The 14,730-nt window shown below is 71.2% G+C and carries 16 protein-coding genes; 7 read left to right on the top strand and 9 right to left on the bottom strand.

Translation table 11 applies throughout. The features are described from left to right. The first annotated feature begins 47 nt into the window (after positions 1 to 47). Positions 48 to 509: a GNAT family N-acetyltransferase gene (locus J0P97_RS13465; RefSeq protein ID WP_215488299.1), complete on the top strand. Its 462-nt coding sequence runs from the start codon at positions 48 to 50 to the stop codon at positions 507 to 509. A gap of 6 nt (positions 510 to 515) precedes the next feature. Here J0P97_RS13465 and ispD read toward each other — a convergent pair whose 3' ends face one another. Next, the gene (gene ispD, locus J0P97_RS13460; protein WP_215488298.1) at positions 516 to 1,739 is read right to left on the bottom strand and encodes a 2-C-methyl-D-erythritol 4-phosphate cytidylyltransferase; all 1,224 of its coding nucleotides are present in this window, start codon (positions 1,737 to 1,739) and stop codon (positions 516 to 518) included. A gap of 53 nt (positions 1,740 to 1,792) precedes the next feature. Next, positions 1,793 to 2,275 (bottom strand): CarD family transcriptional regulator, encoded by a 483-nt coding sequence (locus J0P97_RS13455; RefSeq protein WP_196383254.1) that lies wholly within the window; start codon positions 2,273 to 2,275, stop codon positions 1,793 to 1,795. Between the two features lie 162 nt (positions 2,276 to 2,437). Here J0P97_RS13455 and J0P97_RS13450 point away from each other — a divergent pair, with 162 nt between their 5' ends. After that, on the top strand, positions 2,438 to 2,905 hold the full coding sequence (locus J0P97_RS13450; RefSeq protein ID WP_215488297.1) for a DNA modification methylase: 468 nt from the start codon (positions 2,438 to 2,440) through the stop codon (positions 2,903 to 2,905). Positions 2,906 to 2,911: 6 nt separating this feature from the next. On the opposite strand, the gene J0P97_RS13445 is transcribed toward J0P97_RS13450, so the two are convergent. Then, positions 2,912 to 3,595, bottom strand: coding sequence for a response regulator (locus J0P97_RS13445; protein WP_215488296.1), 684 nt, complete (start codon positions 3,593 to 3,595; stop codon positions 2,912 to 2,914). Next, complete coding sequence (locus J0P97_RS13440) at positions 3,592 to 4,800, bottom strand: sensor histidine kinase (RefSeq protein WP_215488295.1); 1,209 nt, start codon at positions 4,798 to 4,800, stop codon at positions 3,592 to 3,594. The genes J0P97_RS13445 and J0P97_RS13440 overlap by 4 nt, the downstream gene beginning before the upstream one ends. A gap of 160 nt (positions 4,801 to 4,960) precedes the next feature. Between J0P97_RS13440 and phoU the strand changes: the two genes are divergently transcribed. Continuing rightward, positions 4,961 to 5,653, top strand: a complete 693-nt coding sequence (gene phoU, locus J0P97_RS13435; RefSeq protein WP_215488294.1) for a phosphate signaling complex protein PhoU — start codon at positions 4,961 to 4,963, stop codon at positions 5,651 to 5,653. A gap of 77 nt (positions 5,654 to 5,730) precedes the next feature. Here phoU and J0P97_RS13430 read toward each other — a convergent pair whose 3' ends face one another. Next, a complete protein-coding gene (locus J0P97_RS13430) occupies positions 5,731 to 6,480 on the bottom strand; it encodes a phosphoglyceromutase (RefSeq protein WP_215488293.1) in 750 nt (249 codons plus the stop codon). Positions 6,481 to 6,521: 41 nt separating this feature from the next. On the opposite strand from J0P97_RS13430, the gene J0P97_RS13425 reads away from it, so the two are divergent. Next, the gene (locus J0P97_RS13425; protein ID WP_246540481.1) at positions 6,522 to 7,415 is read left to right on the top strand and encodes a class I SAM-dependent methyltransferase; all 894 of its coding nucleotides are present in this window, start codon (positions 6,522 to 6,524) and stop codon (positions 7,413 to 7,415) included. A gap of 9 nt (positions 7,416 to 7,424) precedes the next feature. On the opposite strand, the gene J0P97_RS13420 is transcribed toward J0P97_RS13425, so the two are convergent. From J0P97_RS13420 to J0P97_RS13405, 4 genes are all read right to left on the bottom strand, one after another. After that, entirely contained in the window at positions 7,425 to 8,447 is a 1,023-nt protein-coding gene (locus tag J0P97_RS13420; protein WP_308163571.1) for an FUSC family protein, read from the bottom strand. A 127-nt stretch (positions 8,448 to 8,574) separates the two neighbouring features. Next, positions 8,575 to 9,684: a CAF17-like 4Fe-4S cluster assembly/insertion protein YgfZ gene (gene ygfZ, locus J0P97_RS13415; protein ID WP_215488291.1), complete on the bottom strand. Its 1,110-nt coding sequence runs from the start codon at positions 9,682 to 9,684 to the stop codon at positions 8,575 to 8,577. A 10-nt stretch (positions 9,685 to 9,694) separates the two neighbouring features. Beyond that, positions 9,695 to 10,312 (bottom strand): heme-binding beta-barrel domain-containing protein, encoded by a 618-nt coding sequence (locus tag J0P97_RS13410; RefSeq protein WP_215488290.1) that lies wholly within the window; start codon positions 10,310 to 10,312, stop codon positions 9,695 to 9,697. Positions 10,313 to 10,439: 127 nt separating this feature from the next. Continuing rightward, the gene (locus tag J0P97_RS13405; RefSeq protein ID WP_215488289.1) at positions 10,440 to 10,730 is read right to left on the bottom strand and encodes a hypothetical protein; all 291 of its coding nucleotides are present in this window, start codon (positions 10,728 to 10,730) and stop codon (positions 10,440 to 10,442) included. Positions 10,731 to 10,827: 97 nt separating this feature from the next. Between J0P97_RS13405 and J0P97_RS13400 the strand changes: the two genes are divergently transcribed. The 3 genes from J0P97_RS13400 (at position 10,828) to J0P97_RS13390 (ending at position 14,715) form a co-directional block, all read left to right on the top strand. Beyond that, entirely contained in the window at positions 10,828 to 11,526 is a 699-nt protein-coding gene (locus J0P97_RS13400; protein ID WP_215488288.1) for a response regulator transcription factor, read from the top strand. A gap of 79 nt (positions 11,527 to 11,605) precedes the next feature. After that, on the top strand, positions 11,606 to 13,780 hold the full coding sequence (locus tag J0P97_RS13395; protein WP_215488287.1) for an RNA degradosome polyphosphate kinase: 2,175 nt from the start codon (positions 11,606 to 11,608) through the stop codon (positions 13,778 to 13,780). Beyond that, positions 13,777 to 14,715, top strand: a complete 939-nt coding sequence (locus tag J0P97_RS13390) for an NUDIX hydrolase (RefSeq protein ID WP_215488286.1) — start codon at positions 13,777 to 13,779, stop codon at positions 14,713 to 14,715. Before J0P97_RS13395 ends, J0P97_RS13390 begins: the two co-directional genes overlap by 4 nt. The last annotated feature ends 15 nt before the right edge of the window (positions 14,716 to 14,730 follow it).

Here is a 14,730-nt window from a genome sequence, read left to right as displayed (position 1 = left end):
GGTCGCGACGATACGAGCGACGCCGCGGACTCGGGCAGAATGGCGGGATGACGCTGCGCATCATGCCCGACGACCTCTCCGGCGAGCGGACGCGCACCCTCATCGCGGCGCACCTCGCGGGGATGGCCGCCCAGTCCCCGCCCGAGAGCTGCCACGCCCTCGACGTCGATGCCCTCCGTGCGCCCGGCATCACCGTCTGGTCTGCCTGGCACGGCGACGATCTCGTCGCCGTCGGCGCGATGAAGGCGCTGGATGCCGAGCGGGGCGAGCTCAAGTCGATGCGTGTCGACGATCGCTTCCGCGGCACGGGCGCGGGGCGCGCACTCCTCCGACACATCACCGCGGAGGCGCAGCGTCGTGGCATCCGCAGTCTCTGGCTGGAGACCGGCAGCGAGGCGGAGTTCGTGCCCGCCCGGCGGCTCTACGCCAGCGAGGGGTTCGTCGAGTGCGGGCCTTTCGAGGACTACCGCCCCGACCCGCTCTCGGTCTTCATGACGCGAGAGATCTGAAGGGCGTCACCCGATGACGAGGGCCACCGCGAAGGCGGCGACGCCGTCGCCGGCGCCGGTGAATCCCAGCCCGTCGGTGGTGGTCGCCGAAACGGTCACCGGCGCACCGAGCGCCCGCGACAGCACCGCATCGGCTTCGGCACGGCGGGCGGCGAAGCGGGGCCGATTCGCCTGCACCTGGACCGACACATTCCCGATGCGGAATCCGGCCGCCTCGACGAGCTCGCGCGTGCGCGCGAGGAAGGCGTCGGCGTGGGCCCCGGCATACTCGGGCTGGGCCGTGCCGAAGTGCGTGCCGATGTCCCCGAGACCGGCGGCCGAGAGCACCGCGTCCACGATCGCGTGAGCGACCGCGTCCCCGTCGGAGTGTCCGTGCAGGGCCGGCTCACCGGGCCAGCGCAGTCCGGCGAGCCAGAGGTCGCCATCGCCCCCGAAGGCGTGCACGTCGGTTCCGACCCCCACGCGCGGGATCCCGGGCCCGTGGCCGGAGGCGGGAGTCGGGGCTGCCTGCGCCTCGGCCGCGGAGCGGAGCAGGGCGCGCGCGCGGTCGAGGTCGGCGGCGGTCGTGATCTTGAAGGCACGCTCATCGCCCGCGACGGTGTCGACCGGAACGCCGGCGGCCTGCACGAGCGCGGCGTCGTCGGTGTGGTCCGCGGACGCGTCGGCGTACGCGGCATCCAGGACCCGGCGCGAGAATCCCTGCGGCGTCTGCGCAGCGGCGAGGACGGACCGATCGACCGCCTCGACGACAGCATCGGCATCGATCCGCTTGATCGTGTCGACGACGGGGACGACCGGCAGCACCGCCGCGCGGCCTCCCTCGAGGGCAGAGATGACGCGCTCGAAGACGGCCGGCGGCGTGAGGGCGCGCGCCGCGTCGTGCACGAGGACGAGATCGACGTCCGACCAGACCGCCGCGAGCCCCGCGGCCACGGATGCCTGGCGGGTCGCCCCTCCGGCGACGACGGTCACGAGGTCGTGGCGCTCGCCCGCGACAGCGTGCGCATCCGTGAGTGCATCGCCGACACGGTCCTCGGGGGCGACGACGACGACCTGCGCCAGGGGCGCAGCGAACACGTTCCGCAGAGCGTGACGCAGGATTGTGTGCGCGTCGAGGCCGACGAAGGCCTTCGGCACCGGCGCGCCGAGGCGTTGCCCCGACCCGGCGGCGACGACGATGACGGCGACGCGCGGTACGGGAAGGAGCGGTTCGTCAGGGGTGGGGACCATTCCCCGAGACTACCGAGGTGAGGCGGCCCGCCATGCGGCGGAGGCCGGGCTCGTCAGCTGGCGAGGACCTCGTCGAGCACGCCTCCGGCGTGCTCCTCATCCGCCTTGAGAGCCAGCGCGATCTCGGAGACGAGGATCTGGCGCGCCTTGGCGAGCATCCGCTTCTCGCCCGCGGAGAGCCCGCGGTCCTGGTCGCGACGCCAGAGGTCGCGGACGACCTCGGACACCTTGATCACATCGCCCGAGGCGAGCTTCTCGAGGTTCGCCTTGTACCGGCGGGACCAGTTCGTGGGCTCCTCCGTGAACGCGGCGCGCAGCACGTCGAAGACGCGCTCGAGACCGTCCTTGCCGATCACGTCGCGAACGCCGACCAGATCGACGTTGTCCGCCGGGACCTCGATGATGAGGTCTCCCTGCGTGACGTTCAGCTTCAGGTACTTCTTGGTCTCGCCCTTGATGATCCGGTCCTTGACCTCGATGATCGTCGCGGCGCCGTGGTGCGGATAGACGACCGTCTCGCCAACCTCAAAAAGCATGCAGTTATGTCCTTTCGGCAACCTCCAGGATACCACAGGCGACATACGCTAAGGTTCGCCGGCTGGCCCCTCAGCCTCGCTGATGCTCGCCCGTCCGGCACCCTAGAATGAAGAGGGCACCGCCTGCCGGCGGCCGCCCACCCCCGCTCCCAGGAGGACCCCGTGAACACGCGCCGCCTCGCACCCGTCGCTCTCGCCGCCGCACTCCTGGTGGGGATGACCGGGTGCAGCATGATCTCCCCGCAGGCGACGACGATCGCCTACTCCGCGGCGGACGGCGTCAACATCCCCGACTCCGGGCCGCTCAAGGTCCGCAACGCCCTCCTGGTCGCTGACGAGTCGGGCGAGCGGGCGAACTTCCTCGCCGCGGTCGTCAACGACACCGACAAGGCGGCGACGCTGAGCGTGACGGCCGGCGGCACCGAGAAGACGGTGCGCGTCCCGGCCCGGTCGACGGTCAGCCTGGGCTTCGACGGCGCCGACCCGATCCTCTTCGACGGCCTGGACGCCCTTCCGGGCACCGACCTCGAGGTCACCTTCCACTCCGGTGACGGCCAGTCGATCGTCTACTCCGTCCCGGTGCTCGACGGCAAGCTGGCCTACCTCGCCGACTTCGTCCCCGAGAGCTGATCCGCGCTAGGCCTCGAAGCGGTACCCGAGCCCGCGGACGGTCAGCAGCATGACGGGCTCGGAGGGGTTCTCCTCGATCCGCGAGCGGATCCGCTTGATGTGCACGTCGAGCGTCTTCGTGTCGCCGAAGTAGTCGCTCCCCCACACGCGGTCGATCAGCTGGCCGCGGGTGAGCACGCGCCCGGCGTTGCGCATGAGCACCTCGAGCAGCTCGAACTCCTTCAGCGGCATCCCGATCACCGCCCCGTCCACCGACACCGTGTGGCGGTCGATGTCGATCGAGACCCGCCCGCCCTCGACGATCCGCTCGTCCAGATCGACATCGGTGCTCGCCGTGCGACGGAGGACGGCGCGCATGCGCGCGAGAAGCTCGCGCGACGAGTAGGGCTTGGTGACGTAGTCGTCCGCCCCGAGTTCGAGACCGACCACGATGTCCACCTCCGAGTCCTTCGCGGTGAGCATGATGATGGGTGTCTTGGAGGTCGTCCGGATGATCCGGCACACCTCGGTCCCCGGCATCCCCGGGAGCATGAGGTCGAGCAGGACGATGTCGGCGCCGTGGGATGCGAAGGCATCCACGGCGCTCGGGCCGTCCTCGGCGATCTCGACCTCGAATCCCTCCCTGCGCAGCAGGTAGGCGAGCGGATCGGCCAGGTCGGGCTCGTCCTCGACGATCAGGACGCGGGTCATGGTGTCTCTCCCTTCGCCGGCGCCGCGGCACCGGCCTTCTTCTTGGGCTTCTTCGGCTTCTTCCGGCGGCCGGCATGCTCCGCCATCGGCGGCGCCGGGATCGCGGACAGCCGGACGGTGAAGGTCGACCCTCGTCCCGGCCGGGACCAGAGCTCCACCTCGCCCCCGTGCCGCTGGATGGCGTGCTTGACGATGGAGAGGCCGAGGCCGGTCCCGCCGGTGCGGCGCGACCGTGCCTGATCGGCGCGGTAGAAGCGCTCGAAGATGCGGTTCTGCTCCTCTTCGGGGATGCCGATGCCGCGGTCGGTCACCGCGATCTCGACGACCGCGGCGTCGGCCCGCACGCCCACGCCGACCTGTGCTCCCCGCGGGGAGTAGGCGACGGCGTTCGCGACGAGGTTCCCCACCGCCTCGGTGAGGACCTGCACGTCGCCCCGGACGTACGCCCCGCGTGCACCGCCGCGCACGATCGCGATCCCCGCGGCGTCCGCCGCGATGGACTGCGATTCGATGGCCGCGGCGACCACCTCGTCGACCGACACGTCGCGGAGCTCGGTGAGGTCGTCGGCGGATTGCAGGCGCGAGAGGTTCATGATCCGCGAGGTGAGCTGGCCGAGGCGAGCGGCCTCCGCGCTCAGCCGGCCCGCGAAGTTGCGCACCTGCGCGGGGTCGTCGGCGGCGGAGTCGATCGCCTCCGCGAGAAGGGTGATCGCCCCGACCGGCGTCTTCAGCTCGTGGCTGGTGTTGGAGAGGAAGTCCCGGCGCATCTCCTCGACGCGCTCGTGCTCGGTGATGTCGCGGATGACGATGAGGCTGAGACGCGGGGTGATGACGCTGACCCGCGCGGTGACGAGGCGCAGTTCCGCGCCTCGGCGCAGGCGCAGCGTGGACGACTCCGGCAGCCCCGTGTGCCGCGCCGAGCGGACGAGGAGGCGGAGGTCATCCTCGGGGAGCGGGGTGCCGACGACCATCCCGAACAGCTCCGCCGGTGCGGATGCCGCGACGATGTGCCCCGACGCATCGACGACCACGGCGACCTCGTCCATTCCCTGCAGGACATCGCTCGCGCCGTCGGGGAGCTCGAGGGAGGAATCGACGCGCGCACGGTCCCGCGCACGGAGCGCGATGAACACCAGCCCGGCGATGCCTCCGCCGATCATCGCCCCGACGGAGAGGGCGACGAGCGCCAACTGCGTCGAGTCCATGCACCCAGCGTAGGGTGGGGTCGGTCGGGTGAGAGACGTGCGCCGCGGTCCCGCGCAGCGTTCGCGGCATTGTTCACCGTGGCGGCACCCTTCGTTAACCTTCGGGCGGGAGGATCGCACCCGGCCCCGACCCGCCGACCCCCTCCGAGAGGTTTTCCCGATGCGCGAAGTGTTCCACCAATCGCTCGAGGACGTGCAGGCACGCCTCGTCGAGATCAGCGAGCTCGTGACGGCCGCGATCGACAAGGCGACCCGTGCCTTCGGCACGAGCGACGTGGCGCTGGCCGAAGAGGTCATCGAGGCCGACGCGATCATCGACGAGAAGGCCGTCGAGCTCGACGAGCTCGCGATCCAGATCCTCGCCCGTCAGCAGCCGGTCGCCCGCGACCTGCGCATCGTCGTCGCGGCGCTGCGCGTCAGCGCGTCGCTCGAGCGGATGGGCGACATCGCCGAGCACATCGCGCAGCTGACCCGCATGCGCTTCCCCGAGCGGGCGATCCCGAAGGGCCTGAAGAGCACGTTCACGAAGATGGGCGAACTCGACGTCGAGGTCGCGCGGACGCTCACCGAGCTCCTGCGCACGGAGGATCTCTCCCTCCTGGAGACCCTTCGCGCGCTCGATGACAAGCTCGACGACGGCCACCTCTCGGTCTTCGAGAAGGTCCTCAGTGACGCGTGGAAGGGCGAGGCCGCGGCGACGGTCGATGCTACGCTCGCGAGCCGCTACCTGGAGCGGTTCGCCGACCACGCCGTGTCGGTGGCCAAGAAGGTCGCCTACCTCGCAACGGGCGACTGGAAGCCCGACACGGAGACCATTGCGGTGATCGTCGCCGGCGGAGAGATCGTCGACTGACCGGCGCCGCACGAACGGGAAAGGGTGGATGCCGCGGCATCCACCCTTTCCCGTTCCCGGCCGCTACGCGGCCCGGGTCACTTCTTGCCCTGATTCGCGACCGCGGCGGCTCCGGCGGCGGCGGCCTCGGGGTCGAGGTACTCGCCTGCACCGATCGGCTCGAAGTTCTCGTCGAGGTGGTAGACGAGCGGGATGCCGGTGGGGATGTTGAGCTCGGCGATGTCGGCGTCCGAGATCTTGTCCAGGTGCTTCACGAGGCCTCGCAGCGAGTTGCCGTGCGCGGTGACGAGCACCGTCTTCCCGGCGGCGAGATCGGGCTTGATCTCCGACTCCCAGTACGGGAGCATCCGGTCGATGACGATCTTGAGCGACTCCGTGCGCGGCACCTCGCCGTCGATTCCCACATAGCGCGGGTCGCCGACCTGGCTGTACTGGTCGTCGTCCGCGAGGGGCGGGGGCGGCACGTCGAAGGAGCGACGCCACAGCATGAACTGCTCGTCTCCGAACTCCTCGAGAGTCTGCGCCTTGTCCTTGCCCTGCAGCGCGCCGTAGTGGCGCTCGTTGAGGCGCCACGAGCGCTTGACCGGGATCCACAGCCGGTCCGCGCTGTCCAGGGCGATGTTCGCCGTCTGGATCGCCCGGCTGAGGACGGAGGTGTGGAGGACGTCGGGCAGGATCCCCGACTCCTTGAGCAGCTCGCCACCGCGCGCGGCCTCGTTGCGGCCCTGTTCGGTGAGACGGACATCGACCCAGCCGGTGAACTGGTTCGTCTTGTTCCACTCGCTCTGCCCGTGGCGGAGGAGGATGAGCGTATAGGGAGCGGTCATGCTCGTCATCCTACCCATCCGGCCGCTGGCATCATGGGGAGATGACGCCGGAGAAAGTGCCGCCCGCACGCGGCCGCGCCGGCGCCGGATCGACGGGTCGGGTGACCGGCCAGATCACGCGGGGAACGACCGGCACCAACCGGCTCCGCCGCGTCGATCGCTGGATCGCCCGCCATCCTGCCCTGCGCCGCACGGGCGACCCGCTCGTCGTGGACCTCGGCTTCGGCGCGAGCGGCGTGACGGCGTTCGAACTGGAGGCACGCCTGCGGCGCGCGCGGCCGGGCGTCGAGGTCCTCGGATTGGAGATCGACCCTGCCCGCGTCGCGCGGGCGCGCGCGCAGCTGGAGGAGGTCCGGGCGGGACGCACCCCGTTCTCCCCCGACGCCCGCGTCTCCTTCGCCCGCGGGGGCTTCGAGGTCCCGGTGCCGGACGAGGACCCCGGCCGCGGCGGTGCGACCCGGCGTGCGGCGGTGATCCGCGCGTTCAACGTGCTGCGCCAGTACGACGAGTCCGACGTGGCGGGAGCCTGGGCGCTGATGTGTGCGCGGCTGCAGCCGGGCGGCATCCTCGTCGAGGGCACGTGCGACGAGCTCGGTCGGGTCTGCACCTGGGTGGAGCTCGGGGCGGACGCGGCGCCCCGCACCCTCACACTGTCGCTGCGGCTGCAGGATCTCACGTCCCCGTCGATCGCGGCCGAGCGCCTGCCGAAGGCGCTCATCCACCGCAATGTGCCCGGCGAACGCGTGCACGACTACCTCTCGGCGCTCGATGTCGAGTGGGTCCGGGCGGTCGGCTCGGTCCCCTTCGGACCCGTGCACCGGTGGCGCACGGCGCTCGACGCCCTCGCGGCCGGGGGGTGGCCCGTCCAGAGCCGGTCACGCTGGCGGCTGGGCGAGGTCACGATCCCCTGGGAGGCTGTCGCCCCGTCGTCCTGAGACGGTCGCTCACGCGCGCGGGAGAGCGGCCCGGGCGTCCGCCGCGGGCGTGCCGGCCGCGGTCATGAGGTCGACGGCGAGCGGACGCAGCGCGCCGATGAGGTTCAGATCGACGCTCGAGGATCCCGACGCGAGCGCCCCGGGGTCCAGCCGTGCGGCGACGCTGCGGACGGCCTCCCGCGCGGCCGGCTCGTACGAGATGTCGCCGAGCGCGTCGGCGATGAGCCGGGCGCCCGCGCCGAGCTCCGCGAGGAGCCCCGCCGGGATCGGTCGGGCGACCCCGTCATCGCACAGGTACACGACGCGACGCCCGATGACCCGCAGGTTCCGACTGGCGAGGTCCAGTTGGCCGCGGATGCGCTCCTGCCGGTCGAACTCCGCCCGCTGCCGGCGCAGGAACGGGGAGAGGCGCGCGATCGCCGCCGCCGACTCCAGCTCGGTGCGCCACGCGTCGATGGGCGCCTGCAGCGCGCGGGCCTTTTCCAGGCCGCGCTCGGCGCGGCCGCGATCGCCGCGCCGCAGTCCCTGCACGAGCGTGGCGACGGCGCTGTCGAACTCGGCGAACACCTGCGTGCCGCCGGCGATCAGCGCGCGCAACGGGCTGCGCGGCACGAGCGCGGTCACGAGCAGCGCCGCCACGCCACCGATGACGCCGTCGATGAGGCGGAGGAAGGGAACGCTCGCCGGGATCACCATGACGATCGCCGCCTGGATCGCCGCCGCGACCGCGAAGGCGGGCTGCGGGGAGAAGAACCGTGCCACCAGCAGGCTCGCCGTGAGCGTGAGCCCGAGCTGCCACCATCCGATCCCCGCGGCGGCGACGATGAGCTCCGCGATGAGGATGCCGAGGATCATGCCGACGACGGTCTCGAGCACGCGACGGGGCCGCGCATCGCGCACGAGGCCGAGACTGGAGATCGTCACCGTCGCCGCCAGCAGCGGGGCGGGATGCCCGAGCACGTAGTGCGCGAACGCGAACCCGGCCGTCGCGGCGATGACGATCTGTGCGATCGCGCCCAGCGAGTCGCGCACCCGTTCGAGCCCTGGGCGCGGCGACAGGCGCCCGCGCCATCCGATCGGCACCGCCCGGGTGTCGGTCCGAGCGCCGGGCCGGCCGTCGGGAGAGGGTGCAGGACCGGATGCGCTCATGCGACCCCGCTCAGTGCCGTCGTGAGAGGCGCGGCAGGCGCGGCACCGATGCCGTGCGGCCGGCATCCGGCGGGACGATCGTCTCCTGGGCAGCGGCGACCACCCCCTCGGGCGTGCGGACCTCGAGGTCCGCTCCCTCCGGCGTCGTGCGCTTGACGAAGGCGAGCGCGATCGGGCCCTCCTCGTGGTGGCGTGCGACCGAGGTCACGACCCCCACGGTCTCACCCTGGGAGAAGACCTCGACTCCGGGCTCGGGGAGGACGGCGTCGCTGCCGTCGAGCTGAAGGAGGACCAGGCGCCGCGGGGGGTGGCCGAGGTTGTGCACCTTCGCCACCGTCTCCTGCCCGCGGTAGCAGCCCTTGTCGAGATGGACGGCGGTCCGCAGCCAGTCCGCTTCGTGCGGCAGGGTGCGCCCGTCCGCCTCGCGTTCGGCGCGCGGACGCCATGCGGCGATCCGGAGGGCCTCGGCGGCGAGCTCTCCGGCGAGGCTCTGAGCGCCGGAGCCGGCCGCGGCGGCGAGGCGCGCGTGGGCGCCATCGTCGACGACCGCCTCTGCCCAGTCGCGGTCGGCGCCGGGGTGCGGGTCGGTGGGGGCGTAGCCCCAGCCGCCGATGGAGACCCCGGGCCACGGGTCGATCCAGACGGCGTCGGCGCCCAGCGCGGCGACGGCGGCGCGCGAGCCGCCGACCACGTGATGCGTCTCGGAGGCATCCGTCACCTCGACGCGCAGGCGGAAGCGCATCCGCCCGAGCCAGCCGGCGAGCGCCGCGGCGCGGGATCGGTCGACGATCAGCCAGGTGCGCTCCCCGTCATCCACGACGGCGGCGGCATGCTCGATGTGCCCGTGCGGATCGAGGACGAGAAGCTCGGTGCTCTCTCCGGGGGCGAGGGCGGCCAGCGCCTGGGAGGTGATCGAGTCGAGCCAGGTGAGACGATCCGGACCCGACACCATCACGACGCCGCGCGAGGCGAGCGGAGCGACGGCGCGTCCGGCGGCGAGGTCACGCTGCTCGCGCACGGGAGAGCCGACGTGCGACAGGATGCCGCCCGCGACGACCGCGCCCTCCACCGCCGCGAAGCGGCCTGAGACGGAGGACTCTGCGTCCACGGGTCCGGTCATCGCGACGCGCTCACTCGGCTCGGGCCAGGCGCGCGGAGGCGTGCGAGGAGAGCTCTCCGCCGAGCGCGGCGATGTCCCACGCCCAGAGGAGGTGGCCGTCGACGTACCCGTACATGCGGGTCGCCGCGGTGTAGGCCTTGGCGCTGGCCGGACGGACGATCGCGTCCGACGCGAGGTCGATGCGCGGGCCGCGGACCTGTCCGAGGTAGAGCTCGCCGATCCCGTCGGAGTGGACGATCGCCACCTCGAGGTCGAAGCCGCCCTCGGCGTTGCGCAGCGCCTCGACGTCGTCGGCCGTCCGATCCGCCGCGCGGGGCGCCACGGGGGGAAGGAGCGCGGGTCCGGCGTCGGCATCGCCGGCGGGGCGCGCGAGACGCCAGTACCCGGTCTCTGCGACCAGCGGGATGCGGGGCGCGTCCTCGCCCGATACTTCGCCGAGCAGCCACGCGGTGGCGGCGTAGTTGACGTAGTCGCCGCCGTCGTGGCTGAAGCTCACGCGATGCGCGAACTCTCCCGCGAAGTGCGTTCCGCCCGCGTCATGATCGATGACGCCGGTGCCTTCCCAGACACCCAGGAGCCACGCGAGCGGAACGATGTCCGCCGGAAGATCGGTCGGAAGATCGAACACGGGCTCAGCGCTGGCCGCGGTAGAGGTTCTTGATCACGACGCCCGACACGAAGACGATCGCGAGCGAGGCGAGAGCGAGCAACCCGACGAAGAGGAGTTCGAGTGCGACGAGGTCCATAGAACCACTCTACCCGGCGAATAGGCTCGCGAGCCCCAGCCCGACGCCGATCAGACCCATCACGACGAGGGCTCCCAGAACGCTCGCCGCGACGCGTCGGAGGAAGCCCGCGGCGTGACCGGAGGCCAACTGGATCCCGAAGGCGAGGAGGAGGCATCCGGCCAGCCCCACCGGCATCCAGGCCGCCCGCCACTCGCTGGGAGCGGCGAGGCCGATCACCGTCGCGATCACCGCGGCCGCCACCCATACGACGACCACGCCGACCAGGCCGCTGCGCGGGGCGAGTGCGGGAAGAGTCATCCCTCCATCATGACGGACGCGGGGGCCGTGCGCACCGCCGAGGGGCAGGGGTCCTAAGATGGGGGCACTGACGGCGGGGACCGTCGGGAAGGGAACCATGGCTCAGCTCCTCGTCTTGAGCTCCGCCCCCGGCGGAGGGCCCGCCCTGCCCGCGCTCGAACTCCTCAGCCACCGGGTCCGGCAGATCCCCGCCGAACCCGCTCAGCTGGTCAACGCGCCGAACGCGGACATCATCTTCGTCGACGCCCGCGCCGATCTCGTGGGAGCCAAGTCGCTCTGCAAGATCCTCAACACGACCGGGCTCGACGCCCCTCTCGTGCTGATCGTCACGGAGGGCGGACTCACGGCGGTGTCCACGGACTGGGGCATCGACGACGTCATCCTCTTCACCGCCGGTCCGGCGGAGGTCGATGCGCGCATCCGGCTCGCGGTCGGTCGCCAGAACGCCGAGCAGCCGACGACGCGCATCCAGACCTCCGGTGTCACGATCGACGAGTCGTCGTATTCCGCGAAGGTGCACGGCAAGCCGCTGGATCTCACCTACAAGGAGTTCCAGCTCCTCCACTTCTTCGCCACGCATCCCTCCCGCGTGTTCACCCGCGAGCAGCTCCTGAGCGAGGTGTGGGGCTACGACTACTTCGGCGGCACCCGCACGGTGGATGTCCACGTCCGACGCCTCCGCGCGAAGCTCGGCGACCTCGAGCAGCTCATCGGCACCGTCCGCAACGTCGGGTACCGCTTCAACGTGTACGACGACGAGCCCGCCCCCGCATCCCGCGCGCGCAGCGACGCCTGAGCGAGGCCCGGACGACGGCGGAGCGCAGTCGTCGCCGTCAGTTCACACGTCCGTCACCGGTGCCTGCAATGATGAGGGGATGATCGACACGGAGGTTCTCGACTACGGTCTCGGCGAAGCCGACGACGACGACTTCGACGGCGCAGTGGAAGTCGACGACGCGCAGCTCCCGGACCACCGCTACATGGACCGCGAGCTCAGTTGGCTCGCGTTCAACCAGCGCGTCCTGGAGCTCGCGGAGGACCCGTCCCTCCCGGTGCTGGAGCGGGCGAACTTCCTCGCGATCTTCGCGTCGAACCTCGATGAGTTCTTCATGGTCCGCGTGGCCGGCCTCAAGCGCCGCATCGTGACCGGTCTCGCGGTGCCGACGAACGTCGGTCGCGCGCCTCAGGACGTGCTCGCCGACATCTCGGAGGGTGCGCACACCCTGCAGCTGCGGCACGCCCGCGCGTGGGCCGACCTCGTCAAGCCCGCGCTGTCGGACGCCGGAATCGATGTCGTGCGCTGGGAGGAGATCGACGAGGAGGACCGTTCCAAGCTCTACGACTACTTCCAGTCGCAGGTCTTCCCGGTCCTCATGCCGCTCGCGGTCGACCCCGCGCATCCCTTCCCCTACATCTCCGGACTGTCGCTGAATCTCGCCATCCGCATCCGCAACGCGAAGACCGGGCGGCAGGAGTTCGCACGCCTGAAGGTGCCCCCGATGCTTCCCCGGTTCGTGGAGATCCCGGGCTCCGCCGCATCCGGACGCGCCCGCTACCTCCCCCTCGAGCTCCTGATCGCGCATCACCTCGGCGACCTGTTCCCGGGGATGGAGATCCTCGAACACCACGCGTTCCGCCTCACCCGCAACGAGGACGTCGTGATCGAGGAGGACGAGACCGAGAACCTCATCCAGGCGCTCGAGGCCGAGCTGCTGCGTCGGCGCTTCGGACCGCCCATCCGCCTCGAGGTCACCGAAGAGATGGACGACGTCACCCTCGACCTCCTCATCGAGGAGCTCGAGGTCTCCGAGAAGGAGGTGTACCGCCTCCCCGGGCCACTGGACCTCCGCGGTCTGTTCGACCTCGCCCGGATCGATCGCCCCGAGCTGCACTATCCGCCGCACGTTCCGGTGACCGCGACCGCATTCCAGCCCGCCGAGCAGAACGGACGCGCCGACTTCTTCACCGCGATCCGCAAGAGCGACGTCCTGGTGCACCACCCGTACGAGTCGTTCACGACGAGCGTCGTCGCCTTCCTCGAGCAGGCCGCGCGCGATCCGCATGTCCTCGCGATCAAGCAGACGCTGTACCGCACGTCCGGCGACAGCCCCATCGTCCAGGCGCTCATCGACGCGGCCGAGCGGGGCAAGCAGGTGCTCGCCCTCGTCGAGGTGAAGGCCCGCTTCGACGAGGCCGCGAACATCGTGTGGGCCCGCAAGCTCGAGAAGGCCGGCGTCCACGTCGTCTACGGCCTGGTCGGACTCAAGACCCACTGCAAGCTCCTCCACGTCATCCGCGAGGAGGACGGGATGCTGCGCAGCTACAGCCACATCGGCACGGGCAACTACAACCCCAAGACCAGCCGCCTGTACGAGGACTTCGGTCTGTTCACCTCCGACGAGCAGGTCGGTCGCGACCTCACGCGCCTGTTCAACGAGCTCAGCGGCTACGCGATCGAGAAGAAGTTCAAGCGCCTGCTCGTCGCGCCGCTGCACCTGCGCAAGGGACTGCTCCGCCTGATCGACAAGGAACGGCGCAACGCGCTCGCGGGGCGTCCCGCGCGCATCCGGATCAAGGTCAACTCGATGGTCGACGAGCAGATCATCGACGCCCTCTACCGCGCCAGCGCGGCCGGCGTCCGGGTCGACGTCTGGGTGCGCGGTATCTGCTCGATCAAGGTGGGCCTGGACGGTGTCACCGAGAACATCACGGTCCGTTCGATCCTCGGGCGCTATCTCGAGCACTCCCGGATCTTCGCGTTCGAGAACGACGGAGACCCGCAGGTCTACATCGGCAGCGCCGACATGATGCACCGCAACCTCGACCGCCGTGTCGAGGCGCTCGTGCGGGTCGTCGCCCCCGAGCACGTGAAGGAGCTGGTCGACCTCTTCGACCTCGCCATGAGCGACGAGACCAGCTCGTGGCATCTGGATGCCTCGGGCGCCTGGGTGCGCCACCACCTCTCGGAGGCCGGCGCGCCGCTCGTCGATCTGCAGGAGCGCACGATGACGCAGATCCAGCGTCGTCGGCGTGCGCGGGCGGTGCGATGACGGAGACGGCCGTCTACGCCGCGGGCGGGGTGCTGTGGCGCCTCGTCGAGGGCAAACTCCGGATCCTCGTGATCCACCGCACCGCGTACGCCGACGTGACGCTCCCGAAGGGCAAGGTCGACCCCGGCGAGACCCTCGTCGAGACGGCGGTGCGCGAGATCTTCGAGGAGACCGGGATCCGGGTCGCACTGGGGATGCCGGTCGGGGTGTCGCGCTACCGCATGCCCAAGGGCCGGGAGAAGATCGTCCACTACTGGGCGGCGGAGGCGACGGAGAAGGCGATCCGTGCGTCCGAGTTCGTGCCGAACAAGGAGATCGCCGCCCTGGAGTGGGTCGCACCGCGGAAGGCCCTGGGCTACCTCTCCTACCCGGTCGACGTGGAGATCGTCGAGCAGTTCCTGCGCTACGTCGACGACGGCGTGCTGGCGACCTTCCCGATCATCGTGCTCCGCCATGCCAAGGCGCTCGCCCGCTCCGACTGGAGCGGGGCCGATGCGGCCCGGCCGCTGACGGCGCGGGGCCTCAAGCAGGCGGCCTCCCTCGTGGGCACCCTGGCCGCGTTCGGCGTGCGGCGGATCATCACGAGCGACGCGGTCCGCTGCGTCAGCACCGTCACCCCGCTCGCTGCGCACCTGGGGCGGGGAATCGATCGCACGCCACTGATCGGTCAGGATGCATGGGAGGACGGCACCTCGGATCTCCGGGCCGTCGTCGGCAAGCGCGTGCGCTCCCGCAAGCCCGCCGTCCTGTGCAGCCACGGTCCGGTGCTCCCCGGGCTCCTGACCGAGCTCGCGCTCGCGACGGGCACCCTGCGCGGCTCCTACCTCGGCAGCGCCTCGGCGCTCGAGCCGGGCGGGTTCTCGGTGGTGCACCTGCCGCGCGAGCATCCCGGTTCGGGGATCGTCTCGATCGAGACGCACGAACCGGTGCCGTGAGCACCACCGCGGCGG

This window comes from Microbacterium flavum, from assembly GCF_018717645.1.
Lineage (GTDB): Bacteria > Actinomycetota > Actinomycetes > Actinomycetales > Microbacteriaceae > Microbacterium > Microbacterium flavum.
This window is presented reverse-complemented; position numbering and strand designations above follow the sequence as displayed.

Excerpts from the sequence above, each read along its gene's own strand:
- J0P97_RS13465 (WP_215488299.1), top strand. The coding sequence starts at position 48 with ATGACGCTGCGCATCATGCCCGACGACCTCTCCGGCGAGCGGACGCGC.
- ispD (WP_215488298.1), bottom strand. The coding sequence starts at position 1,739 with ATGGTCCCCACCCCTGACGAACCGCTCCTTCCCGTACCGCGCGTCGCC.
- J0P97_RS13455 (WP_196383254.1), bottom strand. The coding sequence starts at position 2,275 with ATGCTTTTTGAGGTTGGCGAGACGGTCGTCTATCCGCACCACGGCGCC.
- J0P97_RS13445 (WP_215488296.1), bottom strand. The coding sequence starts at position 3,595 with ATGACCCGCGTCCTGATCGTCGAGGACGAGCCCGACCTGGCCGATCCG.
- J0P97_RS13440 (WP_215488295.1), bottom strand. The coding sequence starts at position 4,800 with ATGGACTCGACGCAGTTGGCGCTCGTCGCCCTCTCCGTCGGGGCGATG.
- phoU (WP_215488294.1), top strand. The coding sequence starts at position 4,961 with ATGCGCGAAGTGTTCCACCAATCGCTCGAGGACGTGCAGGCACGCCTC.
- J0P97_RS13430 (WP_215488293.1), bottom strand. The coding sequence starts at position 6,480 with ATGACCGCTCCCTATACGCTCATCCTCCTCCGCCACGGGCAGAGCGAG.
- J0P97_RS13425 (WP_246540481.1), top strand. The coding sequence starts at position 6,522 with ATGACGCCGGAGAAAGTGCCGCCCGCACGCGGCCGCGCCGGCGCCGGA.
- ygfZ (WP_215488291.1), bottom strand. The coding sequence starts at position 9,684 with ATGACCGGACCCGTGGACGCAGAGTCCTCCGTCTCAGGCCGCTTCGCG.
- J0P97_RS13405 (WP_215488289.1), bottom strand. The coding sequence starts at position 10,730 with ATGACTCTTCCCGCACTCGCCCCGCGCAGCGGCCTGGTCGGCGTGGTC.
- J0P97_RS13400 (WP_215488288.1), top strand. The coding sequence starts at position 10,828 with ATGGCTCAGCTCCTCGTCTTGAGCTCCGCCCCCGGCGGAGGGCCCGCC.
- J0P97_RS13395 (WP_215488287.1), top strand. The coding sequence starts at position 11,606 with ATGATCGACACGGAGGTTCTCGACTACGGTCTCGGCGAAGCCGACGAC.
- J0P97_RS13390 (WP_215488286.1), top strand. The coding sequence starts at position 13,777 with ATGACGGAGACGGCCGTCTACGCCGCGGGCGGGGTGCTGTGGCGCCTC.